General features: G+C 73.4%; 17 protein-coding genes and 8 pseudogenes. 7 read left to right on the forward strand and 18 right to left on the reverse strand.

Annotated features, from left to right (window positions below; translation table 11 throughout):
- Nucleotides 1-150: 150 nt before the first annotated feature.
- The 9 genes and pseudogenes from BJF83_RS18625 to BJF83_RS18660 form a co-directional block, all read right to left on the reverse strand.
- Nucleotides 151-1,142, reverse strand: a pseudogene (locus BJF83_RS18625) (FAD binding domain-containing protein).
- Complete coding sequence (locus BJF83_RS18630; protein WP_075927325.1) at nucleotides 1,139-3,784, reverse strand: molybdopterin-dependent oxidoreductase; 2,646 nt, start codon at nucleotides 3,782-3,784, stop codon at nucleotides 1,139-1,141. Before BJF83_RS18630 ends, BJF83_RS18625 begins: the two are co-directional and overlap by 4 nt.
- A gap of 130 nt (nucleotides 3,785-3,914) precedes the next feature.
- Nucleotides 3,915-5,660: a serine/threonine-protein kinase gene (locus tag BJF83_RS18635; RefSeq protein ID WP_075927326.1), complete on the reverse strand. Its 1,746-nt coding sequence runs from the start codon at nucleotides 5,658-5,660 to the stop codon at nucleotides 3,915-3,917.
- A 216-nt stretch (nucleotides 5,661-5,876) separates the two neighbouring features.
- A complete protein-coding gene (locus BJF83_RS18640; protein WP_075927327.1) occupies nucleotides 5,877-7,331 on the reverse strand; it encodes an NCS2 family permease in 1,455 nt (484 codons plus the stop codon).
- Nucleotides 7,328-9,996 (reverse strand): annotated as a pseudogene (gene pucD / locus BJF83_RS18645) (xanthine dehydrogenase subunit D). Before pucD ends, BJF83_RS18640 begins: the two are co-directional and overlap by 4 nt.
- Nucleotides 9,997-10,767: pseudogene (locus BJF83_RS29560) on the reverse strand (amidohydrolase family protein). It abuts the pseudogene before it with no gap.
- A gap of 166 nt (nucleotides 10,768-10,933) precedes the next feature.
- A pseudogene (locus tag BJF83_RS29565) lies at nucleotides 10,934-11,347 on the reverse strand (amidohydrolase family protein); the annotation flags it as partial.
- Entirely contained in the window at nucleotides 11,344-11,859 is a 516-nt protein-coding gene (locus tag BJF83_RS18655) for a (2Fe-2S)-binding protein (RefSeq protein ID WP_075927328.1), read from the reverse strand. The gene BJF83_RS18655 and the pseudogene BJF83_RS29565, both read right to left, overlap by 4 nt.
- Nucleotides 11,850-12,719, reverse strand: coding sequence for a xanthine dehydrogenase family protein subunit M (locus BJF83_RS18660; protein ID WP_075927329.1), 870 nt, complete (start codon nucleotides 12,717-12,719; stop codon nucleotides 11,850-11,852). Before BJF83_RS18660 ends, BJF83_RS18655 begins: the two co-directional genes overlap by 10 nt.
- A 286-nt stretch (nucleotides 12,720-13,005) precedes the next feature.
- Here BJF83_RS18660 and BJF83_RS18665 point away from each other — a divergent pair, with 286 nt between their 5' ends.
- Entirely contained in the window at nucleotides 13,006-14,577 is a 1,572-nt protein-coding gene (locus BJF83_RS18665; protein ID WP_075927330.1) for a PucR family transcriptional regulator, read from the forward strand.
- Between the two features lie 76 nt (nucleotides 14,578-14,653).
- Nucleotides 14,654-15,321: pseudogene (locus BJF83_RS18670) on the forward strand (pentapeptide repeat-containing protein).
- A gap of 41 nt (nucleotides 15,322-15,362) precedes the next feature.
- Here the strand turns inward: BJF83_RS18670 and BJF83_RS18675 are convergent.
- The gene (locus BJF83_RS18675; RefSeq protein WP_075927331.1) at nucleotides 15,363-16,202 is read right to left on the reverse strand and encodes an SDR family oxidoreductase; all 840 of its coding nucleotides are present in this window, start codon (nucleotides 16,200-16,202) and stop codon (nucleotides 15,363-15,365) included.
- 149 nt (nucleotides 16,203-16,351) lie between these two features.
- Nucleotides 16,352-16,519, reverse strand: a complete 168-nt coding sequence (locus BJF83_RS29570; protein ID WP_262391666.1) for a hypothetical protein — start codon at nucleotides 16,517-16,519, stop codon at nucleotides 16,352-16,354.
- Here BJF83_RS29570 and BJF83_RS31215 point away from each other — a divergent pair.
- Nucleotides 16,443-17,039, forward strand: coding sequence for a MarR family winged helix-turn-helix transcriptional regulator (locus tag BJF83_RS31215; protein ID WP_394329361.1), 597 nt, complete (start codon nucleotides 16,443-16,445; stop codon nucleotides 17,037-17,039). The two genes, BJF83_RS29570 and BJF83_RS31215, sit on opposite strands and share 77 nt — an antisense overlap.
- Before the next feature lie 107 nt (nucleotides 17,040-17,146).
- On the opposite strand, the pseudogene BJF83_RS31220 reads toward BJF83_RS31215, so the two are convergent.
- Nucleotides 17,147-17,458: pseudogene (locus tag BJF83_RS31220) on the reverse strand (LysR substrate-binding domain-containing protein); the annotation flags it as partial.
- Nucleotides 17,430-17,957, reverse strand: a pseudogene (locus tag BJF83_RS31225) (LysR family transcriptional regulator); the annotation flags it as partial. The pseudogenes BJF83_RS31220 and BJF83_RS31225, both read right to left, overlap by 29 nt.
- Before the next feature lie 40 nt (nucleotides 17,958-17,997).
- On the opposite strand from BJF83_RS31225, the gene BJF83_RS18690 reads away from it, so the two are divergent.
- Nucleotides 17,998-18,810, forward strand: a complete 813-nt coding sequence (locus BJF83_RS18690) for a serine hydrolase (protein WP_075927333.1) — start codon at nucleotides 17,998-18,000, stop codon at nucleotides 18,808-18,810.
- 328 nt (nucleotides 18,811-19,138) lie between these two features.
- Here BJF83_RS18690 and BJF83_RS31230 read toward each other — a convergent pair whose 3' ends face one another.
- Nucleotides 19,139-19,273: a hypothetical protein gene (locus tag BJF83_RS31230; protein ID WP_394329359.1), complete on the reverse strand. Its 135-nt coding sequence runs from the start codon at nucleotides 19,271-19,273 to the stop codon at nucleotides 19,139-19,141.
- A gap of 60 nt (nucleotides 19,274-19,333) precedes the next feature.
- Here BJF83_RS31230 and BJF83_RS29580 point away from each other — a divergent pair, with 60 nt between their 5' ends.
- On the forward strand, nucleotides 19,334-19,909 hold the full coding sequence (locus BJF83_RS29580) for an MBL fold metallo-hydrolase (RefSeq protein ID WP_262391669.1): 576 nt from the start codon (nucleotides 19,334-19,336) through the stop codon (nucleotides 19,907-19,909).
- On the opposite strand, the gene BJF83_RS18700 is transcribed toward BJF83_RS29580, so the two are convergent.
- Nucleotides 19,906-20,967: an endo-1,4-beta-xylanase gene (locus BJF83_RS18700; protein ID WP_075927334.1), complete on the reverse strand. Its 1,062-nt coding sequence runs from the start codon at nucleotides 20,965-20,967 to the stop codon at nucleotides 19,906-19,908. The genes BJF83_RS29580 and BJF83_RS18700 overlap by 4 nt on opposite strands.
- A gap of 62 nt (nucleotides 20,968-21,029) precedes the next feature.
- Nucleotides 21,030-22,281 (reverse strand): annotated as a pseudogene (locus BJF83_RS18705) (cytochrome P450).
- A 602-nt stretch (nucleotides 22,282-22,883) separates the two neighbouring features.
- On the opposite strand from BJF83_RS18705, the gene BJF83_RS18710 reads away from it, so the two are divergent.
- A complete protein-coding gene (locus BJF83_RS18710; RefSeq protein WP_394329360.1) occupies nucleotides 22,884-24,719 on the forward strand; it encodes a serine/threonine-protein kinase in 1,836 nt (611 codons plus the stop codon).
- A gap of 71 nt (nucleotides 24,720-24,790) precedes the next feature.
- On the opposite strand, the gene BJF83_RS18715 is transcribed toward BJF83_RS18710, so the two are convergent.
- Entirely contained in the window at nucleotides 24,791-25,417 is a 627-nt protein-coding gene (locus BJF83_RS18715) for a sucrase ferredoxin (protein ID WP_262391668.1), read from the reverse strand.
- A 27-nt stretch (nucleotides 25,418-25,444) separates the two neighbouring features.
- On the opposite strand from BJF83_RS18715, the gene BJF83_RS29585 reads away from it, so the two are divergent.
- Complete coding sequence (locus tag BJF83_RS29585; RefSeq protein WP_262391667.1) at nucleotides 25,445-25,678, forward strand: hypothetical protein; 234 nt, start codon at nucleotides 25,445-25,447, stop codon at nucleotides 25,676-25,678.
- Nucleotides 25,679-26,399: 721 nt separating this feature from the next.
- Here the strand turns inward: BJF83_RS29585 and BJF83_RS18725 are convergent.
- Nucleotides 26,400-26,612 (reverse strand): integrase core domain-containing protein (locus BJF83_RS18725; RefSeq protein ID WP_143831970.1); only part of this gene is annotated, 213 nt, incomplete at its 5' end.

Genomic DNA, 26,612 nt, shown 5'->3' on the forward strand with positions numbered 1-26,612 from the left:
AGATCGCCTCGTGCCATGACTATTGCTCTATCAAAGCCGGGCCCGGCCCGCAGGCGATCTCCCGAACTCGTGATCCAAACTCCAGACAGGACCTAGGCGCGCGCCGCGGACCCCGGGCCGGACCGCGCGCGGACCGGCCCAGGACCCGTGTCAGTCACGCACGGACCCCAACGCCTGCTGGATCGCGGCGTGGACGGTCCCGCGCAGCAGGGCGGTCTTGTAGCCCGTGGCGGGCAGGGGGGAGCACAGGTCGGCCAGGCCGTCCAGCGCCTGCGTGAGCGTGGCGCCGGGCTCGTCGCCGGGGACCGCGCCCCGCAGCGCGGCCTCCACCTCGGGCAGGCGCAGCGGTGTGCGAGCCACGCCCCCGACCGCGACCGCGGCCGAGGCCACCGGACCCACGCCCCCCTCGCCGCAGTCCAGCCGGACGGTCACCTCCACCAGCGGCCACTCGGCCCGGGACCGCCCGGTCGCCCGCAGGTAGGCGGCCCGCTCGCCGGCGCCGGCGCGGGCAGCGACACCGCCGCCAGCACCTGCGCCGGGCCCAGCACGTGGTCGCGGGTCGGGTCGCCCGGGTCGTACAGGTCCGCCACCGGCCGCTCACCGGCCCCCTCGTCCCCGCCCTCGATGCGCGCCACGGCGTCGTAGGCGACCAGGGCCACGGCCAGAGTCGAGGGGTGCGGCGCCACGCACGGCCCCTGGTCCACCGCCACCCCGTGCAGGTGGTCGCCCTCGCGCGCCGGGCAGGATCCGCCTCCGGTCTGGAAGCAGTCGAAGGCGGGGTTGCGCAGGTACCAGCACCGGTTGCGTTGGAGCAGGTTGCCGCCCAACGTGGCCGTCCGGCGCACCTGCGGGGTGGCCAGCGCCTCCGCCGTACGAGCCAGGGCCGGGTAGGCCCGGCGCAGCCCGGGGTCGGCGGACAGCTCGTGCACGCTGGTCAGCGCGCCCACGCGGGCGGACCCGTCCTGGCGCCAGTCGATTCCGGCCAGGGCGGCGATCCCGGTCAGGTCCACCACTGGCGCCGGGGCGAGCACTCCGTGGGCCAGGCACGCGGTCAGGTCGGTGCCTCCGGATCGGGGCCGGGCGCCCGTCTGCCGCAGGAGGGACAGGGCGGTGTCCAGGTCGCTCGGTCGTGTCGTGGTCATCGCAGGGCCTCGATCAGTCGGTCCGGGCGGATGGGCAGGTCGTGCGGGCGCCAGCCGGTGGCGTCGGACACCGCGTTGGCCACGGAGGCGGCCACGCCGACGGCGGAGACCTCGCCCAGGCCCACACCACCGCCGGGAACGTGCTCGAACCCCTCCTCGTGGAAGTACACCTCGGTCTCGGGCACGTCGCCCAGGCCGGGGATGCGGTAGTCCTCCAGGTTGTCGGTGAGCACGGCGCCGGTGGCGGGGTCCGTGCGCCGTTCCTCGAACAGCGCGTAGCCCACGCCCTGCACCACCGCTCCCTCGCACTGGTTGCGCGCGAGTCGGGGGGAGTAGATGCGGCCGGCCGCGATCCCGGCCCAGCAGCGGGTCGGACGGACCCGCCCCAGCAGGGTGTCGACCTCCACCTCCATGACGTGGACCGCGCCGATGAGGCCGCGTCCCACGGCGAAGTCGGCGTCGCCGGACAGGAGCGAGGACATCCGCTCCCAACGGTCCAGGGAGCGCCCGCCGACCACCCTCAGCCCCTCGGCGCGAGAGAGCGCCTCCTTCAGGGCGGGCTCCGGAACCGGGCCCGACGGTGGAACGCCGGGCGAGCCCTCGCGCAGGGCGCGGCGCAACCGGTCGGCGGCCTCGGCCGCGGCCGGTCCCATGGAGTTGGTGGTCCGGCTCCCCCCGGCGCCCGAGCCGTGCACCGACGTGCTGTCCCCGATCTCCACCCGCAGCGACGACGGGGGCGCGCCGAGGCGGTCGGCGACCACGTCGCGCAGGACGGTACGGATCCCGGTGCCGATGTCCTGGGTGGCCGATCGGACGACCACCGCGCCGTTCTCGACGGTCAGCTCCACCTTCGACTTCGGGCTGACGAGGAACAGCCAGGTGCTCGCGGCCAGTCCCACCCCGCGGCGGAACCGGCCGGTGCGCCTCCCGCGCGGGCGGTCGGCCCACACGGGCAACTCGGCGACCCTGTCGTACAGGGCCTGACGTCGGGCGTTGCCGTCCCAGCGCCGCCGCAGGCTCAGCGGGTCCTCGCCCAGGCGCAGCGCCATCTCGTCCACCGCCTGTTCCAGCGCGAAGGCCATCGGCGGTGCGCTCGGCCCCCGGAACGGCGCCCCCGGCGCCTGGTTGGTGACCACGTCGAAGTCCCGTGTCCGGCGCGGCGTACGGCCGTACATCAGCGCGGCCAGTGTGGCGGCCATGGACCCGTGGGACACGCCGCCGTCGCCGTAGGAGTCCACGCTCATCGCCGCCAGGTCGCCCCCGTCGTCGGCGAGCAGGGCCACGCGGGTGCGGGTGCCGGGCCGGTATCCGGTGTCGGTCAACTCCTCCGCACGGGTCAGGGTCACGCGGACCGGAGCGTGGGCGAGCCGGGACAGCTCGACCGAGGCGACGACGTCGGCCGTCATCGCGGCCTTGGCGCCGAATCCGCCGCCGACGTGGTCCGTGATCACGCGCACGCCGTCCCTGGGCAGGCCCCAGCGTTCGGCGACCGCGGTCGCCATGTCACTGACGGCCTGCGTCGACATGTACAGGTTCAGGGTCGCGTCCGTGGACCAGTCGGCCACGCACGCGTGCGGCTCCAGGGCGGTGTGCAGTTGGGCCGCGGTGGTGTACTCCCGCGCCACGAGGCGGGGATCGTCGGCCCGCTCGGCGGCGCGCAGCCGCTTCATGGCGGTTCCGGCACGCCACCCGAGCGTGAACGGGCCCCGGACGTTGCCCCGCCACGGCGCCGGCAGCTCCGAGCCCTCGGCGTGGCTGGGGGACGCCTTCCGCTCCTCCCTGGTGGGGTAGAGCACGGGCGCGCCCGGGGCTCGTGCGGCCTCGGCGTCCAGGACGGCGGGAAGGGGCTCGTAGTCCACCCGCACCGCCTCGGCGGCGGCGCGGGCCCTCGCCCTGGTGGGCGCGGCCACGGCCGCGATCGGCTGGCCGACATAGCGTACGACGCGGTCCCCGCCCAACAGGTCGACGAAGACCGGCGTGGAGTGCGCCTCCGCTCCGGTTCCGGCGTCCACCCGCGCCCCCGCCGGGTCGAGGGAGCGGATCCGGGCGTGGGGGTGGGTCGAGCGGACGAACACGCCCTCCCAGCACCCCCGCGGCGCGCGGTCGACGGTGAAGGCCGCGCGGCCGGTGATCTTGTCGTGGGCGTCGGCGCGCGGCGGGTCCTGGTCGGGTTCGGTGTCGAAGTCGCCGGCGCAGGCGGCGGCCACGGCGGCGAAGACGCCCTCGTAGGCTCCGCAGCGGCACAGGTGGCCGGCCAGGGCGTCGGCGACGGTGTCGCGGTCGGGGCGGGTGTCGCCGTGTTCGGTGCGCCAGGCGTCGGTGAACGCGGCGGCCGACACGACGAATCCGGGTGTGCAGTAGCCGCACTGGAGGCCGTCGTGGGCGGCGAAGGCGCGTTGGACGGGGTGGGCGCCGCCCAGGCCCTCGACCGTGGTCACCGAACGTCCGGGCAGGGCGTCGGCGGGCAGCAGGCAGGAGACGGTGGGGGAGCCGTCGATAAGCACGGTGCAGGCGCCGCACACGCCGTCGCCGCACGCGATCTTGGTGCCGGTCAGGCCGAGCCGGTCGCGGATGTGGTCGGCCGCGGTCGCGCCCGGGGCGTCCGAGACCGGGGCGGGCGAGCCGTTGACTTCCAGGTCCATGGAATCGTTCCTGGTTCATGAGTGAAGTTGACATTGACAACTTAGGTGGGTCCGGCACCCCTGTCAACGAGAAGGCGGCGCGCGCGCCGACCGGTCGGTCGGCACGCGCGCCGCTGTTCGGCGCGGTCGGTCAGCCGCCGGGCACGGGCCAGACCGGCTCGAACACCGGCTCGTCGAGCGGAGCCACGGTGGGCTCGACGCCCCCGCCGACACCGGGCTCCTCCGGGTCCTCGGGCTCCTCGGGGTCGGTGCCGTCACCGGGCTCACCGCTCGGCTCGTCGCCCGCCCCGTCCCCGCCGTCGGTGGCTCCGTCGCCGGGCTCGTCGCCGTCCCCGGGGCAGCCGTCGGTCCCGCAGGGCTCCTCCCCGGGGCAGCCGGAGGCGTGGGGGTCAATGGCGCAGTCCGCTCCCTCGGCCGGCTCCCCCGCGCCCTCGTCCGCGGTCTCCGCCACGGGTTCCTCCACGGGTTCGCCCACCGGGTCCTCGATCTGGTTCACCTCGCCGGCCGGAGCCTGCTCGCCGGTCGCCGGAGCCTCGGAGGGGGCGGTGGAGGGCGTGGACCCGATGGGCACGATCTCGGGGAGGGCGCCCCGGCCGTAGGCCACCAGCAGCAGGACCCCGAGCAAGGCCAGGACCACGGTGGCCGCGGCCCGCGTCAGGACCCCTGTGCGCGCCCCGTGCCTGCGGCGCCGACCGCCGAGGACGCGTCGGCCGTGCCAGGGGACCGGCGCCTTCGTGCCCGGTCGTGCGCCGACGGTCGGGTCGGGCTCCCGGCCGACCGCACCGCTCCCCGCCGGTCCGGCGAACGGGCTCGTGCCGTGTGCGGTCCCCCCGCCCGGCGGCTCCGGCGCGGCGCCGACCGCCCCGGCCGCGGACCGGTCGCGGGTGGTGGCGCCCTCCGGCTCCGTAGCGGCGCCGGGAACGCCGTGCCCGGCCGCGTCCGCGGCCGTGGCGGCCCACGCGACGCCCGTCAGCACATCCGTGGGCGGCAGGACCGGACGGATGACCGCCGTCCCCTCGTCGACCAACGTGGCGGCCTGCTCCAGGACGGCCGTGGCGGCGAGGGGCGCGGTGGTCGGTCCCGTCCCGAGCAGCGTGCTCAGCACGTCCACCGCCCTGGGGCGCGCCTCGGGGTCCTTGTCCAGGCAGCGCCCCAGGACGGGGAGCAGCCGGTCGGGGACCCCGTCCAGGTCGGGCTCGTCGCGCAGCACCCGGTCGACCACCTCCATCGTGGTCTCACCGGGGAAGGCGTTGCGCCCGGTCGCGGCGAAGGCCATGACGGACGCCCAGGAGAACACGTCGCTGGCCGGTCCCACCGCCTGGCCCCGGACCTGCTCGGGGGACATGTACGCGGGCGTGCCCACCACGCCCGTGGTGTGCCGGGTGGCGTCGTCCAGGCGCGCGATGCCGAAGTCGATCAGGCGCGGGCCGTCCGGGCCGAGGATGACGTTGCCCGGCTTGACGTCGCGGTGCACCACCCCGGCCTCGTGCACCGCCGTGAGCGCGGTGACCGTGGCGATCGCCAGTCGGTCCAGCGCCGGGCCCTCGCGCGGCCCTCCTTCGCGCACCGCCGTGCGCAGGGTGGGGCCGGGCACGTACTCGCTGGCGATGTAGGGCAGGGGCCCGTCCATGTCGGCGTCCAGCACGGCGGCGGTGCAGAAGGGAGCCACACGGCGGGCCGCAGAGAGCTCCTGGGCGAACCGTGCGCGCTGTCGCGTGTCGTCGCCCCAGGAGGGGGTCAGGACCTTGACGGCGGCGGGTGTGCCGTCCGGGGCGCGGCCCAGGTAGACCATGCCCTGGCCCCCGCTGTCGATGCGGGCGCAGAGTGTGTAGGGTCCGATGCGTTCGGGGTCCGAGCTGCCGAGCGGAGTGGTCATGGTGCGCGCCTGTCCGAGGGTGGGGGAGCCGCGGGATCGCGGCTTCGTCCACCTGTGTGACGTCGGGCGGAGCACGTCGGATCCTTACCCGGAGGTTGTAGTAGCGTCACCTTTCCCCTCTGCGGGGGCGGTGCCCAGGCGTCGCCCCCGTAGACAAGCGTCGGGCCGCCGCGCACCCACGGATGCGCGGCGGCCCGAGGCGTCGAGGGCGGGACGTCACCCCAGGCCGAGGGCGTGGAGCGCGAAGTGGAACGCGAACACCGCCGAGAGGACCCACATCAGCCAGTGGATCCGCTTGGACTCGCCCTGGGCGGAGCGGACCACCGTGTGGGAGATGATCCCGATCCCGATGCCGGTCGCGATGTCGAAGGCGAACGGCATCATCGCGATGGTCAGGAACGCGGGGATCGCGATCGAGATGTCGCTCCAGTCGATGTCCCCGATGTGCATCATCATCATGACGCCGACCAGGACCATCGCCACCGAGGCCGCCTGTGTCGGCACGATCGCGAACACCGGGGAGAAGAAGATCGCGGTCAGGAACAGGACCCCCGTGACCACGCTCGCCAGGCCGGACCGTGCGCCCTCGCTCACGCCGGCCGTGGACTCGACGAACACCAGTGTCGCCGAGGAGCTGGTCAGGCCGCCGACCACGGCGCCGGACCCGTCGGTGACCAGGATCTGGTTGACGCGGGGCATCTGTCCGGTGGAGTCGGAGATGTTGGCCTTGGCGCCGATCGCCAGGATGGTGCCGAGCGCGTCGAAGAATCCGGCCAGCACGAGGGTGAACAGGATGACGCCGGCTGTGGTCGGCCCGGCCGAGGACCAGGCGCCGAACATGTCCACCTGGAACATCAGCCCGAAGTCGGGCAGCGCCACCGGGTTGTCGGGCAGTTCGGGGCTGGAGCCGCCCCAGCCCGGACCGCCCCAGGCGGAGGCGTCGAGGCCGAAGGCGTAGTGCAGGACGATCCCCAGCAGGGTGGCGCCGAGGATCCCGTAGAAGATCGCGCCGGTCACGTTGCGCGCCAGGAGCACCGAGGCCAGGACCAGACCCGCCACGAAGACCAGGATCGGCCAGCCGTTGAGGTGGCCGCCGGCGTCTGGGCCCCCGAGCGTCAGCAGCGCGCCGCCCGCGCTGACGAAGCCCGCGTTCTTGAGCCCGATGAGGCAGACGAACATGCCGATGCCGACGCCGATGGCGATCTTGAGGTTGTGCGGCAGCGCGTTCATCACCGCGGTCCGCACGCCGGTGACCACCATCAGGATGATGACGATCCCCTGCCAGACCACCAGGCCCATGACCTCGGGCCAGGTCATGACGGGTGCGGCCACGTAGGCGACCACGGCGCTGACGCCCAGAGCCGCGGCGCAGGCGATCGGGGCACGGCCCATCACGCCCATCATGATGGTGACCAGGCCCGCGGACAGCGCCGTCATCGTGGTCAGCTGCGCCGCGTCGAGGGTGTTGCCCGCGGCGTCCTCCACGCCGCTGAGGATGATCGGGTTCAGCACGATGATGTAGGCCATCGCCATGAAGGTGGTGAGCCCGCCGCGGACCTCCTGTCCGACGGTGGAACCGCGCTCACCGATGAAGAAGAAACGGTCGAGCCAGGATCGAGCCGGTGCGGCCTGCGCCTGGGGGCGCGGGCCGGTTTCGTCGATGCGTGTCATGTCCCCTCCTGGAGGGAGATGAGCATGGAGGACACCATGCGTGGGGGGATTGCTACGGACAGTAGCCAATCACTGGTTGGTGGCGGACGACGACGTCCTACCGGGCACCCGCCCCGGCGCCGAGGGCGCCGGCGGATCCGGGGCGGGCGGTTCTGGGGGGCTGGCGGGGTCGTCGGACGACGGGGTGTCCGACGACCCGCCCCGGGCGGCGGGCCGGGACCGCCGCCCACGCACAGATCGATGCCGACGATGTCCTCCGGACGCACCGGCGCGTGTGTGAGCGGGCGGCCGGTGGCGTCCCGGACCGCGGACACGATCGCCGGGGTCGAGGACAGGGTCGGCGGCTCACCCGCGCCGCGCAGCCCGTACGGGGCGTTCGGGTCGGGGTGCTCCAGGACGTCGATCCGCATGGGCGGAGTGTCCAGGATGGTCGGGATCAGGTAGTCCGTGAACGACGGGTTCCGGATCACGCTGTCCTTGACCTGGATCTCCTCCATCAGCGCAAGACCCAGACCCTGGGCCGAGGCGCCCTGGATCTGACCGGCCAGCTGCTGCGGGTGCAGCACCTTGCCGACGTCCTGCACCGCGTCCAGGGCCACGACCTTGACCAGGCCGAGCTCCACGTCCACGTCCACCACGGCGCGGTGCACGCACATGCCGAACTGGGTGTGGGAGGCTCCCTGGCCCAGGACCGGGTCGAGCATCTCGGTGGGACGGTGGTGGTGGACCCTGGTCTCCTCCACGACCGTGCCGCCGCTGGCGGAGTCGCCGAGCAGGTCGGCCAGCGAGGTCAGCACACCGTCGGTGGCCGAGACCAGCTTGCCGCCCACCAGGGACAGGTCCGCGTCGTGGCGGTCGCCCGGGACCACACCGCGCTCGCGGGCGATCGCGAACACCGACTCGCGCACCGCCTCGCAGGCCAGCTTCACCGCGCCGCCGGTCATGTACGACTGGCGGGAGGCGGAGGAGGAGCCGGCCGAACCCACCTGGGTGTCGGACGGATTGATGACCACCTTGTCCACACCCAGTTCGGTCCGGGCGATCTGGCCCTTGACGGTGACCAGGCCCTGACCGACCTCGGCGGCGGCCGTGTGCACCAGGACCACCGGTTCACCGGCCACGATCTCCAACCGGGCGCGCGCGTGGAGTAGTCGTCGAAGCCCTCCGAGAAGCACAGGTTCTTCAGACCCACGGCGTAGCCCACACCGCGCACGACGCCCTCGCCGTGCGTGGTCCCGGCCACGCCGCCGGGCAGGGTGCGCAGGTCGGCGGGGTCGGGCAGTTCGGCGCGCTCGACGGGCATCGGCAGGTCGCGGGCGCGCTGGAGCATCTCCGTCATCGGGAGCGGCATGTCGATCTCCTGGCCCGTGATGATCCGCGAGCCCTCCGACATGGCGTTCCTGATCCGCAGGTCCACCGGGTGCATGCCCAGCTTCTCGGCGAGTTTGTCCATCTGCGACTCGTAGCCGAAGCACGCCTGGACCGCGCCGAAGCCGCGCATCGCGCCGCACGGCGGGTTGGTGGTGTACACCCCGTAGGCGTCCACGAGCACGTTGGGCACCTCGTAGGGGCCGATGCCCAAAGAGGAGGCCACACCCACCACCGCGGGCGTCGCCGAGGCGTAGGCGCCGCCGTCCACGATGATCTCCAGCGTGGCGTACAGCAGTGTGCCGTCGGACTTGGCGCCGTGCTCGAACCGCATCTTGGCCGGGTGCCGGTGCACGTGGCCGTAGAAGGACTCCTCACGGTTGTACACGATCTTGACCGGCTTGCCGGTGCGCAGGGCGAGCATGGCGCCGTGGATCTGCATCGACAGGTCCTCGCGACCGCCGAAGGCGCCGCCGACCCCCGCCATGGTCATCCGTACCTTGTCCTCGGGCAGGCCGAGGCAGGGCACGATCTGCCTGAGGTCGCTGTGCAGCCACTGGGTGGCGACGTAGAGGTGGACGCCGCCGTCCTCCTCCGGGATGGCCAGGCCGGACTCGGGGCCCAGGAACGCCTGGTCCTGCATGCCGACCTCGTACTCGGTCGCCACGACCGCGTCGGCCTGGGCGCGCAGGGCCTCCAGGACCTCCCGCTCCCGCTCTCCGCTCCCGGCCGCGTCCCGGAACCCGCCGGTGCGGATCGGCTGGTAGCGGACGCGGTTGCCGGCCTGGTGGTACTCCTCGTGGATCCTGAGGGAGCCCTCCTCGTGCACGAGCGGGTACGCGGGGTCCAGGGCGGCCCGCCGCGAGTCGCTGACCGGGGCCAGGACCTCGTAGTCGACCGTGATCCGCTCCAGGGCGCGGCGCGCGGTCTCGGGGTGGTCGGCGGCCACGAGGGCCACGGGCTCGCCCTTGTAGCGCACCTTGCCGAAGGCCAGCACCGGCTGGTCCTGGTACTCCAGGCCGTAGCGTTTGGCGCCGGGGACGTCCTCGTGCGTGAGCACGGCCTCCACGCCGGGGACCTTGAGCGCCTCGGTGACGTCGATGCCGCGGATCCTCGCGTGCGGGTGGGGGCTGCGCAGGGTCATCCCCCACAGCATGTCCTCCATCCACATGTCCGAGGAGTAGGCGAACTCCCCGGTCACCTTCAGGGTTCCGTCGGGGCGGCGCGGGCTGGAGCTCAGCCCGTCCTTGGTGGTGCTGGACAGGTCCGTGACCGTCCGGGTGCTCGTCGTCGCCATCTAGAGGTTCGCCTCCTGAACCAGGGCGCGGTGCGCGGCGCGGCCACGCGCGGCCGCGGTGTCGGCGGACAGGGTGCGGAGCTGGCCGCGGTCGACGACGGTGTTCCCGCCGACGAGGAGCCGCTCCAGGGGAGGGGTGGGGCCGAAGACCGCTGCCACCACCGGGTCGTCGATCACGTCGTAGCCGAAGCCGTCCACCCTCCACAGGGCGATGTCGGCGACCTTGCCCACGGTGATCGAACCGAGTTCGGCGTCGCGGCCCAGGACACGGGCGCCGCCCAGGGTCGCCATCTCCAGCGCCTGGCGGGCGGTCAGCGCCTGTGGGCCCCTGCGGCGCGGGCCATGAGCAGCGCCTGGTGCATCTCACCGGCCAGGCCGGTGAGCTCGCTGGAGGCCGGTCCGTCCACGCCCAGGCCCACCCGCGCCCGCCTCCAGGAGTTCGGTCACCCGGCAGATCCCCGCGCCCAGACGGGCGTTGGAGGTCGGGCAGTGGGCGATGCCGGTGCCGGTGGCGGCGATGCGGGCGATCGCGGCGTCGGACAGGTGCACCGCGTGGGCGAACCACACGTCCTCACCGAGCCAGCCCAGCTTCTCCGCGTACTCGACGGGGGTGCACCCGAACTCGGCCTGGCACTTCTCCTCCTCGTCGAGGGTCTCGGCGAGGTGGGTGTGCAGACGCACGCCCCTGGAACGGGCCAGTTCGGCGGCGCCGACCATCAGCTCCCGGCTCACCGAGAACGGCGAGCACGGAGCCGCGGCCACGCGGGTCATCGACTCGGGTGAGCGTCGTGGTGGGCGTCGATCGCCGCCGCGGTGCCCTCCAGAGCTCCGTCGGTGGTCTCCACGACGCTGTCGGGCGGCAGCCGCCCGCGCTGTGTCCGCGGTCCATCGAGCCGCGGGCCAGGTCCAGGCGGATGCCGACCTCGCGGGCGGCCTCGACCTCGGCGGCCACGATGTCACCGCGCCCCGAGGGGTAGATGTAGTGGTGGTCCGAGGCGGTCGTGCACCCGGACAGCGCCAGGTGGGCCAGACCGGCGGTCGTCGTCCCCGACACCACCTCGGCGTCCAGCCGGTGCCAGATCTCGTAGGAACCCACCAACCACTCGAAGAGCGTGCCGTCGGCGAACAGCCCCTGCGTGGCCCACTGGTAGAGGTGGTTGTGCGTGTTGACCAGACCCGGGGTGGCCAGGCACCCGCGGCCGTCGACCCGCTCCGCGCCCGCGACCTCGGGGGCCGGGCCCGCGCCGACGGCGCGGATCCGGCCGTCGGTGACCACGATGTGGCCGCTGGCGTACTCCGCTCCGTCCACCGTGACGACGTGGGCGCCCTCGATGACGATCGTGCGGCTCATGCGCTGCTCCCGGAGGCCGCCCGACGCTCGGCGGCCAGGTGCACCGCGTCGATGATCTTCTCGTAGCCCGTGCAGCGGCACAGGTTGCCCGCGAGCGCCTCGCGGATCTCGGCGTCGCCCGGGGCGGGCCCGCCCGCGCCCACCGTGCGCTCCAGCAGGTCGTCGGTCTGCACGAGCAGACCCGGCGTGCAGAACCCGCACTGGACGGCGCCCGCCTCGACGAACGCGTCCTGGACCGTGCCGAGCTTCTTGTCCGAGCCCTTGCCCGACTCCTCGGCCAGACCCTCGACGGTCCGGATCCGGCGGCCCTCGGCCTGCCCGGCGGCGATCATGCACGAGCACGCCGTGACACCGTCGAAGTACACCGTGCAGGAACCGCACTCGCCCTGCTCACAGGCGTTCTTGCTGCCCGGCAGGCCCAGCCGCTCGCGCAGCACGTACAGCAGGCTCTCGCCAGGCCAGACGTTCTCGGCGGTCATGTCCTCGCCGTTGACGTTGAGGTTCACGCGCATCGCGTGGCTCCCTTCCGGTATTCGGTGACCGACCAGCTCAGCGCGCGACGCGCCATGACCGCCATCGAGTGCTTGCGGTAGTCGGCGCTGCCCCGCTGGTCGTCGATGGGTCGGGCGGCCGCGGCGACGAGATCGCCGAAGCGGCGCACGGTGGCCTCCGAGGGCACCGACGCGTTCTCCCAGTCGAACTCGGCGGCCAGGAACTCCTCCGCCGCCTCGGAGCGCATCGGGGTCGGGCCGACCGAGCCCAGGCCGGTGCCCACCGTCCGGTTCCGGGCGTCCAGGGACAGGGAGAAGCCCGCGACCGAGATCACCATCGCGTTGCGGGTGCCGATCTTGAGGAACTGCTGCGGTCCCTTGGGCTCGGGCAGCAGGATCGCGGTGATCAGCTCGTCGGGCCGCAGGGCGGTCCTACGGAACGACAGGTAGAAGTCGCGGGCGGCGACCGTGCGCCGGCCGCGCACCGAGGCGAGTTCGATGACCGCGTCGGTGGCGAGCAGCGGCGGGTGCGTGTCACCAGCTGGTGAGGCGCCCCCGAGGTTGCCGCCGACCGTGCCCCGGTTGCGGATCTGGGGGGAGGCGACCGTCCGGGAGGCCTTGGCCAGTCCCGGGGCCCGCTTGTGCAGGTCCTCGATGATCCGGGTGTAGGGCACGCCCGCCCCGAGGCGGGTGACGCCGCCGTCGGGACCCCACTCGGCCAGCTCGGGGATCCGGGTCAGGTCGATCAGGACCTCGGGACGGTGCTTGTCGAAGTTGAGTTCCACCATGACGTCGGTGCCGCCCATGATGGGCACCCCGTCAGGATGGGCGCTCTTGGCCTCGAGCGCCTCCTCCAGTGTGGAGGGACTCAGGAAATCCATACTTGTCCTCGTTGCTCGCCACGGAGTTGGTTGGACGTCGGAAGGTGTGCACAACTCCTGGGTAATCCGGTAGTGATGTGAAGTACACCACCGACGCGACGCGGCCTACTAGCACGTAAAGACATGAACCGTCAGTGAAACGGGCCACTATCGTTGGGATCTTCCTACAAGTGACGACCGCGCGAACCCATCACATCCTCCCGGTGACCGCCAGAGGGTGCCACTGAGCAGGAAGATCACGTACCGTCCTGGGACCAGCCGCCCCACAACCAACGAAGGATCGTTCATGCAGATCAGTGAGCTGCTCGCCGTCAAGAGACTGCACCTGCGGTTCCTGACCGGAGCCGAGCACGCCCACCGCGCCGTGCGGTGGTTCTACACCACCGATCTGCTCGAACCCGCCCGGTACCTGCGCGGTGGCGAGTTCATACTCACCGGCATGATGTGGCGTACCCGACCAGAGGACTCCGAGACATTCGTGTCCTCGATCGCCAGCGCCGGGGCGGTCGCCCTCGGCGCGGGCACGGCCCTGGGCGACATCCCGTCCGACCTGGTCGAGGCCTGCCGCGCCCACGACGTCCCCCTCATCGAGGTCCCGTCCGAGACGTCCTTCGGCGCGGTCACCGAGGAGGTCCTGCGGGCCCTGACCCAGCACCGGTTCACCACCATCTCCGAGACCCGCGACCGGCACCGCCGCGTCATGGCCGAGGTCGCCGCCGGAGCCGACTTCGCCGAGGCCTTCGCCGGGGCCGCCACCCAGGCAGGGATCACCGCCTGGGTGATCTCCTCCACCGGTCGCCGCGTCGCCTCCTCCGGCGCACCGCTGCCGCCGGAGGCCGGCGATTGGCTCGCAGCCAAGGCGCTGACCTGGCCGACCTTCCCCCGCACCGTGCGCCTGCCGAGCGGCGACGGCACCGTGGTCACGGTCCTGCCGGTGCAGACCAAGGAGTCCCACCCGCTGGCCACCTGGCTGCTCGTGTGCGCGGGCGACCAGGCCGCCTGGACCGAGGAGGAGCACGAGTCGGTCGCCGAACTGGTCTCCGTCGCCGTCCTGGCGCGCAGCCGGATCGAGGAGCGCGCCCTGACCGACGCCCGCCATCTGGAGGGCCTGCCCCGGCTCCTGGCCGCCCAGCGCTTCGACGAGGCCGCCGCCCTCATGAGCGGACTCGGCCCCGAGGAGGAGTTCTCCGTGCGCGGCCGTGTCGTGGTCAGGGCGGTCATGATGCCCGAACCCCGCGTCCCCGACCTCACCAGGCGCGTGCTGACCGAACTCGTGGCCGACTGGTCCGGCGCCGTCGTCACCGGCGACACCGACTCCCTGGCCGTCGTGCCGGTGCCCGACGGGGTCGAGGCCCGTCGCGGCGGCGAGGAGATCCGCTCCAGCCTGGTGCGCAGGGCCCGCGTGCTGGAGGGCGGCCTGCTCGACTACCGGGTCGCGATCGGCCTCAGCTCGGCCGCCCACGGGGTGCCGGAACTGCGCGGCGCGGCCGTGGAGGCCCGCCACGCCCGCCGCCTGGCCGAGCTGCGCGGCGGACGGTCCAGGGTGATCGCGGGCGCGGAGATCGACTCCCACGAACTCCTGCTCGCCTCGGTCCCCGAGGAGGTGCAGTCCTCCTACCGCGAACGCCTGCTGGGCCCGCTGCTCGCCTACGACCGCGACCACCGCTCCGAGCTCGTCTCCACCCTGGAACAGTTCCTGGAGCACTCCGGCTCCTGGCAGCGCTGCGCGGCCGCCATGCACGTGCACGTCAACACCCTGCGCTACCGGATCGGCCGCGTCGAGGAGCTCACCGGGCGCGATCTGAGCAGCCTGGAGCACCGCGTCGACCTGTTCCTGGCGCTCAAGCTGCGCGACTGAGCGCGTCGGCGTCGGGTTCTGCCACCGCCGACCGCTAGGGTCCGCACGATGAGCACCCCAACCCGCCCACACCCCGATCGTCGACGCCGACCTGTCCGGCGTCGACCAGGACGGCCTGCCCGACGCGTCGAGGTTCGTCCGCTGTGACCTCACCGAGGCGGACCTGCGCGACGCCGACCTCGTCGACGCCGTGTTCACCGACTGCGACTCGACGGCGCCCGGCTCGACCGGGCCCTCCTCGACGGGGCCCGTTTCGAGGGCGGCAGCGCCGCCGGGGCCTCGTTCGCGCACGTGGACGGGCCCGACACCCGTTTCGAGAAGGTGGACCTGGCCAACACCCGCTGGGAGGGCGCGCTGCTCACCGACGCGGTTCTCACCGGCTGTCGGCTGACCGGAGCCGCGCTCACCTCCCTGCGCGGCGTCGGGTACTCCTTCGCGCACTGCAACCTCATGCTCGCCCGCTGCAAGGGCATCGACCTGCGCGGCCGGACCCTGGAGGGGCTGCGGCTGGACGAGGCCGACCTGTCCGGCGCCGACCTGCGGCGGACGGTGTGGGTGGAGTCCCGGCTGCGCGGCGCCCACCTGGTGGGCGCGCGGTTCACCGGGGCGGACCTGCGCGGGGCCGACCTGGGGGAGCCCACGCTGGACCAGGCCGGCCACCTGCGCGGGGCCGTCGTCGGCCCCGCGCAGGCCGAGGCGGTCCTGGCCGCCCTGGGGATCACCGTCGTCCACCCCGGCGGTTAGCCGCACCGGCCTTCGGGGAAGCCGGTGCGGGACGGTCGGGGTCAGGCGATCCAGGAGCCGGTGAAGCCGAGCACGGCCGAGCCGTCGACGTCGTTGATCTTGGTCGAGACGAAGGCGCGTGCCCCGTCGGAGGTCTGGAGCCGAAGCGCCGGCTGCTCGCCGGTGAGCGCCTCCAGCACGGTCTCGGCCACCTCGGCCGGGGTCTGCGCGCTGGCTTGCAAGTGTGCGGCGCCGTGAGTGGTGAGGGCGGTCAGGGACGGGGCGTAGGGGCCGGCGGCGGCGAGCAGGGCCTCGGGGTCGATGCCGAGGTTGTTGATGAACTCGCTGGCCACAGCGGCCGGCTCGACGAGCGAGACGTGCACGCCGAGCTGGGCCAGCACCGGCGCCAGACTCTCCATGTATCCCTCCACGGCGAACTTCGACGCGGAGTAGGCCTCGTTGAACGGCTGCCCCACCACGCCGCCGACGCTGGAGACGGTGATGAGACGGCCACCGGTGGCGCGCAGGTGGGGCAGGGCGGCCTTGGAGACGTTCAGCACACCGAAGAAGTTGACTTCCATGACGGCGCGCACGTCGTCGATGGCGTCGTTCTCCAGCGTGCCGACGTGGCCCGCTCCCGCATTGTTGACGACCGCGTCGAGGCGGCCGTGGTCGGCGATGATCCCGTCGATCGCGGTGGCCACGGACGCCGGGTCCGTGACGTCGAGCGGCCGGATGTCGAGGTCGACCCCGGCGTCGGCGGCGGCCTCGCGGAGCGCGTCGGCGCGGGCGGTGTCGCGCAGGGTGGCGACGGTGCGCCAGCCCGCACGCGCCGCGGCGACGGCGGCGGCGAGGCCGATGCCGGAGGACGTGCCGGTGATCAGGACAACCTTGGAAGACATGGTGGGGCCTTTCGATGGTGTTGTGGAGAGGCACGAAAATAAGTGCGTGTACACACACTACACATGTGTGTGCGTACACGCAAACGGTAGGATGGAGCCATGCCGAAAAAGATCACACCGGCGGAGTTGCCCGTCGCCGACCATGCCTTCTACGGGTTGGTCTGGATCGCCACCACGCTCAGCGAACGCGTGGACCGCGCACTCAGCAAAGCCCACGACCTGCCGGTCTCCTGGTTCGAGGTGCTGTTCTGGCTCGCTTCGAGCCCGGACCCGGTCCCGGCCTCCGTCCTAGGCAACAGCACCATGCTCAGCCGCACGCAGGTCTCCCGCGTCCTCGACGCCCTCCAGACCCGAGGCCTGGTCACCCGAACCCAGTCGCCCAGTGACGCCCGCTCCGTCCAGATCGCCCTCACCCCCGAGGGCCACCGCCTCTTCGCCGACGCGACGCCACGCGCCGGGAGTGCCTGGCTCCTGTCTTCGGCGACCCGCTCGACGAGTCGGACATCGAAACGCTCAACGCGATCTGGGCGAAACTCAAGGCCCACGGAGAGACCGCCGGGTGCCAGGACGATTGACGCGGGGGTTGCGCACCAGCGACGCGGGTCCGCCGGAGCGGAGCCGCGCCGCGAACCTCCCGCCCCCGGCCCGTCACCACGCCCACACCGTCCGCCCCGGCCCCGGCCCCGGCGTGGGACCGCCCCCGGGGTTTCGGGAGCCCCAAGACCTCCCACGCCGCCCGGACCCGGCACCACGACGCCCCCACGCCCCCAGCCCGGTTCAACCGCTGGGGGATCGCACCGCCCCCGTAGACCAGCGCCCACGGACGCACGCCCGTGACGCCGCCGAGCGGCCCCGACAGCGCCGCCTGCGGCGGGCTCGGCCAGCACCCGCGCCGCCACCCGCGCGAACACCGGCGCCGCCGGGTGCGCGCCCCGCGCGGGCCGCACCGCCTCCGTGCGCTGGCGCAACGGCGCCCCCGCCAGGGGACGCCACGCCAGCCGCGGCTCCCGCGCCGCCTGGGCCTCCGGCGCCAGCGCCACCCCCCGGCCCGCCAGCACCAGCCCCGACAGGAACTCCCAGCCCCCGGCCTCGTGCACCCTCGGCGGCACCCACCCGTGCTCGCGGCACACCGCCAGGACCCGCTCGAACCACTCCGGAGCTTCGCGCGCGGGGCCACCACCAGCTCCGACCCCGCCAGGTCCGCCAGCTCCACCCGGCCGCACGCGCCAGCGGAGCGCCGCGCGGCACCGCCACACCCACCTCCACCCGGTGCACCGGCTCGCCCACCAGCCCCGACCCGTCGAACGGAGCCGTCACCAACCCGGTGTCCACCGACCCCTGACCCAGCGCCCGCACCACCTCGGCGCCGGTCATCGCGCCCACGTCCACGGTCACCTCGGGCGCCTCCCCGGCCATCCCGTCCAACAACCCCCGCAGCGCCAGCGCCGACGTGCCCGGCGGCACGCCCACGCGCAGCGACCCCACCTCGCCGTCGCGCACCCGCCGCATCGTCTCCCGCAGCCGCGCCTGCCCGGCGACCACCTCACGCGCCTGGTCGACCAGCAACCGCCCGGCGGGGGTCAACCGCACACGGCGGCGCGACCGGTCGAACAGGGCGACCCCCAGCTCCGCCTCCAACCGCCGAACCGACTGGCTGAGAGCGGGCTGGGCGATCCCCAGCTCCGCGGCCGCGTCCCCGAAATGCCCTTCCCGCGCGACCACCAGGAAGTACCGCAGATGACGTCCAAGATCCACGCTGGCGACCCTATCCGCGCCGCACGACTACCGTGAGTGGGTGACCACCACCGACACACGCACACTCCGTGTGCACGCCCGCGAGATCGACGGCACCGCCGAGGAGGCCCACCGCGCCGACGAACCCGTGGTCCTGGCCTCCATCGCCAAGATCCTCATCGTCCTGGAGTTCGCCCGCCAGGCCGCCACCGGCCGCCTCGACCCCGCCGAACGCGTCGTCGCCCGCCAGGAGCACCGCCTCGGCGGCATCGGCACCTCCGACTTCGCCGACGACGTCGAACTCTCCCTGCGCGACTGCGCCGCCCTCGCCATGACGGTCAGCGACAACACCGCAGCCGACCTCATCGTCGACCGCGTCGGCGTGGAACCCGTCCAGCTGCTGGCCGCCGAACTCGGGCTCACCGGCACCCGGTTCACCGGCGGCCCCCGCAGCCTCCTGCACACCCTCATGGAGGAGGACGCCGACTCGCTCCGCACCCCGCGCGACTACGACCCGGCCCGCGCCACCTCTGCCACCCCGCGCGACCTCACCCTCCTACTGAGCCTGATCTGGACCGACCGGGCCGCACCGCCCGACGCCTGCGCGTTCGTCCGCGCCCTCATGGCCCGCCAGCTCGACCGCAGCCGCATCGCCTCGGGATTCCCGCCCGCCGTGCACGTCAGCGCCAAGTCCGGAACCCTCCCCGGCCTGCGCCAGGAGGCGGGCGTGGTCGAGTACCCCGACGGGCGCCGCTACGCGGTGGCCGTGTCCGCAACCGTCACCGACCCCGGTCTCCCACCCATGGAGATCGATCTCACACTCGGCCGCGCCGCCCGCCGGGCCGTCGACCACATGCGCGGCCAACCCCTCTGACCAGCTCTGATAGGTGAACGCCTGGCACCGTGCCCACGCCGGTTATTGGACGTTCCCGTGCGGGCCGTGCTCGACTGTGCGCCGCCGAACGACCACCGAGGACGAGGAGACGGCATGGCCATGGCACGACGCGGGTTCCTGCGCGGCACCGTCGCGGGCACCGCGCTCACATCACTGCTCGCCGCACAGGGATCCGCCCACGCGGACGCCGCCGCCTCCGCGGCGGCCCCCCGCCCGGCACCGGCTCGGGCGAGGGCCCGACCCTGCGCTGGCTCGGCACCAGCGGCTGGCGCGTCGACCTGCCCGAGCGCACCATCCTGGTCGACCCCTACATCACCCGCCTGGAGACCGGCATCTTCCAGGAGGGGCGCTCCTTCGACCCCTCCACCCCGCTCACGGTCGACACCGCCACCGTGGACGAGCACACCGCCGACATCGGCGGGGACGGCGTCATCCTGGTCACCCACACCCATTGGGACCACTTCTGCGACGTCCCCCACATCGCCACCACCACGGGCGCCGCGTGCTGGGCACCCTCACCACGTACCACGTCGCCCAGGCGATGGGCGTGCCCGCCGCACAGCTGTCCACCGTCCGCGGCGGCGAGGTGCTCGACTTCGGCGGCGACGCCGTCGAGGTGGTCCGCTCCCTGCACAGCCGCAACAGCCGCCACTCCGTCCTCTTCCCCGGAATCCGCGTCGGCGTCCCGCAGGCACCGGCCACCATCGCCGACCTGCCCGAGGGGGACACACTCGCCTACCAGCTCAACCCCGCCTCGGGCCCCTCGGTCTTCTTCATGGGAGCCAGCGACTTCGACGCCCGGGCGCTCTCCGGCCTGGCCCCCGACGTGGCCACGGTCGCCCTGCCCTCCACCTCCAGCACCCACGAGTACGTGCCCCGGCTGCTGGAGGCCCTGGACCGCCCCCGCACCGTGGTCCCCGTCCACTGGGACGACTTCGAGCGTCCGCTGACCAACCCGCCCGTCGACGGCACGGGGCCGGGCATGAGCGTGGCGGACTTCACCGACCTGGTGCGCCGCGTCTCACCCCGATCCCGCGTCGTCGTCCCCGAGTACCTGGTCCCGCTCACTCTCGGTTAGGAGGCCACGGGCGCGGGGCGGCGGGCCAGCGCCTCGACGATCCCGTCCAGCGCGGGCTTGGGCCGGTAGTCCTCGTCGAACGGCGTCGCCGCCGTGTATCCGGGGAACCACTCCGGGATCCACGAGTGGCCGTCGCCGACCCCCCACACCGTCACCCCCACGCACCCGGCCACGTCCAGGCAGGCCTCGACCACCCGGCGGTACTCCCCGGCCTGGTCGGCCAGGGCCTCCTCGGTGGGCGGCTCGGGCACGCGCACGTCCAGTTCGGTGACGGCCACCTCCAACCCCAGTTCGGTGAAGCGCCGCATGGTGCCGGCCAGGTCCTCGGGCACCTGGCCGTGCACGAAGTGGCTCTGGAAACCGATCCCGTGCAGCGGCGCCCCCCGCTCCACCAGGTCCCGCGCCAGCGCGTACAGCGCGTCGGCCTTGGGGCCGCCGTCCTCGATCCCGAACTCGTTGATGTACAACCGCGCCCCGGGGTCCGCCTCGTGCGCGGCCCACAGCGCCTCGGCGATGTAGTCCGGGCCCAGAACCCCGTACCAGAGGTTGTCCCGCAACTCCGTGCCCTCGTCCGCGAACGGCTCGTTGATCACGTCCCAGGCGCCGATCCTCCCCTCGTACCGGCCCACCAGCCGCGCCACGTGCTCGTGCATGACCCGCCGCAGCTCCTCGGGCCCGAACGACCCCCCTGAGAGCCAGTCGGGTTGCTGGTTGTGCCACAGCAGCGTGTGGCCGCGCACGTCGAGGCCGTTGCGTTCGGCGAAGTCCACCACCGCGTCCGGACCGCTCCAGTCGAACTCGCCGCGTTCGGGCTGCACGGAGTCCCACTTCATCGTGTTCTCCGCGGTCACCGACGTGTAGGTGGAGGTGACCACGTGCCGGTAGTCGCCGTCCCACAGCAGCGGCTCGACCGCCACGGCCACACCCATGTCCACACCGTGCTCCGCCGCCAGGACTGGGACCTCGCTCTCCCGACCCCCGACCTCGGGCAGCGCCACGGCCAGGACCGCCGCCGCCACCAGCACCGCCGAACAGCCGGCGAACACCACCAGGGCCACCGCGCCTCCCCGTGTCCGGATCCGCCGCCGGGCGGTCCCACCTCCCGTGCCCCCGCGCACGGCTACCGCGATCCGGTCGTGACGGGAAAGGCCGCCAGCGCCCGCACCGACAGCGTCGGCCGCCGGGTGGGCAGGGCGGCGGGTCTGAGGCCGGGCGCCGCTCGGCGAGCACGCGCAGGGCGACCTGACCCTCCAGACGGGCCAGCGGCGCGCCCAGGCAGTAGTGGGCCCCGCTGGAGAAGGACAGGTGGTCGGCCGCGTCGGACCGGGTGATGTCGAACCGGTCGGGGTCGGCGAACCGGGCCGGGTCACGGTTGGCCGCCCCGATCAGGCACACCACCCGCTCCCCGCGCGCCACCGGATCCCCGAACACGTCCGTGTCCTCCTGGGCCCACCGCGAGGTCACCTGCACGGGGGAGTCGAAGCGCAGGATCTCCTCGACGGCGTCCTCGGCCAGGCCGGGGTCGGCGACCAGCCGGTCCCACTCCCGCCGGTGGCGCAGCAGGGCCATCACCCCGTTGCCGACGAGGTTCACCGTCGTCTCGAACCCCGCGACCAGCAGCAGGCGGCACATCGCGGACAGCTCGCCCGACGACAGACCGCCGTCGTCGTGCTCGGCGACCAGCGCCGAGAGCACGTCCTCGCGCGGGTGGGCCCGGCGGTCCTGCGCCATCCGGGCGAACATCGCGTCGAGTTCCCCGGTGGCGGCGCGGATCTCCCGGAGCTGGCGCGCCGACCGGGCGCCGTCCAAAGCGGTCCCGATCACCGTGCCGATCCGCACGAACGCCTCGTCGTCGCTCTCGCAGACCCCCAGGAGCCGGGAGATGACGGCGATCGGCAGCGGCTGGGCGTAGTCGCGCATCAGGTCGAAGTCGCCGCGCTCCAGCGCCGAGTCCAGCAGCGCCTCGGCGGTCTTCTCGACCTCGGCCCGGTACCCGGCCACACGGCGCGGCGCGAAAGCCGGGCGCGCCATCTTGCGCAGGCGTGTGTGGTCGGGCGGATCCATCTGGAGGAAGGAAAGGTCCATCACGTCGTACTGCGCCTGCGGCGCGAAGCCCTGCGGGGCCTGGACTCCGAAGGCACGGTCGGCCAGGACGTGCGCGACGGCGGAGTGCGCGTGCGCGACGCGAAAGCCCAGCCGGGTCCTGGCGAGCGGCCGCCGGCACGCAGCCGGGCGTAGGTGGGGTACGGGTTCTCCCGCCAGGGCCGGTGCAGGAGACGGCTGAAGTGGTCACCGGTCTGCGCGGCCGTCCACGACAATGCGGTGACGGCGCGCAGCCGGGCGTCGAATCGGAGGGAGTCGAGCGTGCGCATGGCTGATGTCCTCTCTTGAACCCTCCCGCGGCCGGAGCAAGGGGATTCCTGACTCACAGGGCCCTGGGGGTCGGCGACCCGCACGGCCCCACTTCCTCGACACCAGCCGGGACGGAACCCGCCCGGTTCCGCGTCGCGAGCGAGCCAGGCCCGCCGCTCGTGACACCTGCGGAGCAGCCCGCCGAACACGGGGGGCGGCGCCGCGCCGCGCGGCGAGACACCGGTCCGCTCCCTGCTCCGCGGGAATCCGTTTCCTCCCCCGGCCCGACGGCCGGGGCGTCGTCGGAGGAGACTGGCGACGTATTCGACACTAGGCGCGCAGGGCCGTTTCTCTCATCCACCTTCGCGAAAGTGGCCGAACGCGGACGCCGGGGAACTCAGCCGCCGCCCCGGTCGTTGCCGCACCAGCGCGGACCGAAACCGGTGGCCCTGTCCGGTTCCCGTGCTCTCCCGCCTCCCCCGTCACCAACCTCTCAGGTCAGTACATCCAGGGCGTGTTCCGTGGCGCCCGCCCCGCCGCGCGACGGGCGGCGTCCACGGAACACGCCCTAGACTGGGGCCTCCGTGAGCGGCAGAGTCGGAGGTTGAGGACGTTGGGTGCCTTGGACAGCAACGACCCGGAGCGCATCGGTCGCTACCGGTTGATCAGCCGCCTGGGCGCCGGGGGCATGGGGCAGGTCTACCTGGGCCGCTCCGCCGGCGGCCGGGCCGTCGCGATCAAGCGCATCCACCCCCACATGGCCGCCGACGCCTCCTTCCGCCAGCGCTTCGCCCGCGAGGTCACGGCCGCCCGGCAGGTCAGCGGCGCCTTCACCGCCCCCGTCATCGACGCCGGACCCGAGGACGAGGTGCCCTGGCTGGTCACCTCCTACGTCGCCTCACTGCCACTGGACGAGGCCGTCCGCGACCACGGCCCGCTGCCCGAGGCCAGCGTCCGCGTGCTGGCGGCCGGTCTGGCCGAGGCGCTCGCCGAGATCCACCGCGTCGGTCTCATCCACCGCGACCTCAAGCCCGCCAACGTGCTGCTGGCCGAGGACGGCCCCCGGGTCATCGACTTCGGCATCGCGCGCGCCACGGACGGCACCGCCGCCACCCAGTCGGTGATCGGCACCCCGGGCTTCATGAGCCCCGAACAGGTGGAGGGCAAGCCGCTGACGCCCGCCAGCGACCTGTTCGCCTACGGCGCGGTCCTGGCCTTCGCCGCCACCGGCACGGGCCCCTTCGGCGAGGGCAGCATGCCGACGATGGTCATGCGGATCATCAGCGCCGAGCCCGACCTGTCGGCGGTTCCCGAGGCGCTGCGCCACCTGGTCGCGGCCTGCCTGTCCAAGGACCCCGCCGGTCGGCCCGGTCCCGGCGAGATCCTCGACCACCTCGGCGACGTGCACGCCGGATCGACCTGGCTGCCCCCGGCCGTGGCGGCGCAGGTCCGCGACCGCGTCGGCGCCGTGAACCAGGCCCTGTCCACGCCCGGAGGGGCCGGGACCACCGGGGGCCACCAGGGCACCGAGGTGCTGGGCACGGGCGGAACGGCGGTCGCGGGCGGCGCCGCGGGAGCGGCGGCGGGCGCGTTCGGCGACGACCGGGCCACCAGGATCGCTCCGCCCGCCGCGTCCGCCGGTGGGGACGCCACGGCCGTGCACGGCCAGCAGGGCCACCGGCCCACCCAGCACCTGCCCTCCGCCCCGCCGCCCGCGAGCCCGCCCACCGCCCAGTACGGCCAGGACGCGCGGGCCCAGCCGTCCACCGCCCGGTTCGACCGACCGGCCGCGCCCGCCCGCGGACAGGCCGGGGCGGGAGACGACGACCCCTACGCGGACCTGTACGGCGGCCACCGCCCCGGCACCGACGCCCGCCAGCTCCAGCAGGCCCACGAACGGGCCCAGCGCGAGCGCGAGCGCGCCGAACAGGAGCACCAGCGCCAGCAGGAGCTGCACCGGCAGCAGGCCGAGTACCAGCAGCAGGAGCAGCGCCGCCAGTACGAGGCGCGCCAGCGCCAGCAGCAGGAGGCGCGCCGCCACAGGGAGGCCGAGGAGGCCCACCGCGAGCGCGTTCGCGCCGAACGGCACGCCGCGCAGCGGGCCCAGACCGAGGCCCGCACCGCCAACCAGCCGGAGGTGTGGGGGTTCGTCAAGCTCCTGCCACTGCTGTTGCTGCCGCTCGTGCAGATCCCGGTCGGCTACGGCGCGGCGCTGGCGTGGTCGTGGTTCACCGCCGAGACCGACGTGTGGACGGGCGCGCCCTACCTCTTCGAGCCGTTGAGCATGGACGCCTTCTGGCACGCGACCATGCTCGGGTACTTCCTGTTCAACAACCTGATCTGCGCGGAGTACCTGGTGCGGTCGCTGCGGACGTCCTTCGTCACCGGGTCGGTGCTGGCCCTGGCCGCCATCGCGGCCACCAACGGACTGCTGTACAGCTTCGGCTTCTGGGGCTGACCGGCCCGGGCCGGTCAGGGCCGGTCAGGAGCGGGGACCGGGGCGGGGAAGGGGCCCGGGTCCCGCGTGGTTCAGCGGGCGGCGGCGCCGAGGCGGCCCTCGGCGATCTCCGTGACGCGGTGGCGCACGGGCCTGCTGGGGGCGATCGCCGAGCAGGTCGTGGCGCACTCCGGGCCTTCCTCGGCGGTCACCGACACCGTGTAGACCCCGCCGCCGTGGGCCAGGGTCACGCGCACGTCCCGGTCGGCGTACTCCTCGTCGAGGTGGGTCACCGCGTCCACGCCCACCGTTCCCAGCCGGGACCGCAGCGCGGCGTCGGCGGCCTGGACGGCGGAGGAGTCGGTGCACCGGCCGCGGTAGTTGTCGGGGACGACGTCGCCGCGCTCGAAGGCGGTCACCGTGCGCACGGCCGACGCCGGGTCCAGGCGGCCGAAGTAGTGGCCCTGGGGGAGCGCCACCAGGTTCGCGGCGAACCGGTCGCCGCCCACGTGGGTGGTCTCCCACACCTCGGCGCGTCCCCCGGCCAGCGCGGCGGCCACGGGACGCCCCAGAACCGCGCAGCACGGGTCCTTCTTGGCGTGCGTGCACACCAGGTACAGCGAGTGCTCGACGGCGACGCCGAAGTCCGGCGGCTCGGGCTCTTCCACGGCGGCGACGTCGTACTCCAGCAGTTCGGCCAGGTGCTCGAACTCGACCATGCGCACCCACGGCGTGGTCCGGCCGGTGTGCACGTAGTACGCGCGGCGCGGACCCCGCTCCTGGTCCGGGCGCTGCCGCCCGGACGCTTGATGAGCTGGGGCTTGACGTCGCGTCCGACGATGCGCTCGGCGAGCTTGGAGACCACGGCCCTGTCCAGGCCGGGGCTGGAGAACGCGGGATGGCGCCAGGGGCCGGGGTGTTCGACCAGCAGCCAACCACCGGTGGTGCCCGCCGTTCCGGCGATCTGCTCGCCGGTGTAGCGGGCCAGGGCCGAGCAGCCGCGGCTGCCGTCCGGGGCGGTGGGTAGACGCACGGTCGTCGTTCCAATCGGGTGTGGGGCGCCGAGGGGCACACGGGCACACGGGCACACGGAGAGAGCCGCTACGGCACGCCGGGCCGTCGTGAAGGTTAGGCTAGCCTATCCAATTCGCTGCCCCGATGTGCAACGCGGGGCCCTCGACCGCGTCGCGCGGGGGTGTTCGGCGGCACGGGGGACGTGGGGCCCCATGGGTCCGCGTTCCCGCCTCTTCGCAGGTTGACAGCGTGGTCGCCGGGTCTGAGGATGGGGCTCCGTCGCGGGGGCGGGTGCGCGCGGTCCGGGGTCCGTCCTGCCCTGGAGCCACGGGCCCGCTCCCGCGACCCGCCGCTCGTGGACGCGGCACTCCGGGCGTGCCGCGAGGACTCCCGGCCGGTCGGAGCGGACGGTGTCAGCGGTCACGAAAATGACAGTGGCTCGGCCATGAAGGTGTCAGTGACCCAGGTCATTCAGGGTCGAGGGCGAGGATGACGTCCTCGTGGAGCCGGGAGCGCCCGTCATCACCGATGACCACCAAGCCCTGATCGAGAAGCTCCGCAGGCACCTCGCTCGGGTCCACTCCCTGTTCATGGGCACGATGCAGATGCTGGAGCCGGTGCACCGTGCTAGCGGCCAGGTCCGCCTGAGGGGCCATCAAAACTCCGGACAGCTTCTCTTGTGAACTGTCAGACGGCGAGACGATAACTCAGATGCTCGTCCTCAACCTCTTGGGGAGTCCTGTACCCGAGTGCCGAATGAAGCCTCCGTTGATTATAGAACCCTTCGATGTACTTGACAACCTGACGCCTGGCTTTAGCCCGATCCGTGAACTCGAAGCGGTTCAGCCACTCGTTCTTCAGTGCACCGAAGAAGGATTCGGCCATAGCGTTGTCCCAGCA

Origin of the sequence: Nocardiopsis sp. CNR-923, from assembly GCF_001942255.1 — a bacterium.
Lineage (GTDB): Bacteria > Actinomycetota > Actinomycetes > Streptosporangiales > Streptosporangiaceae > Nocardiopsis.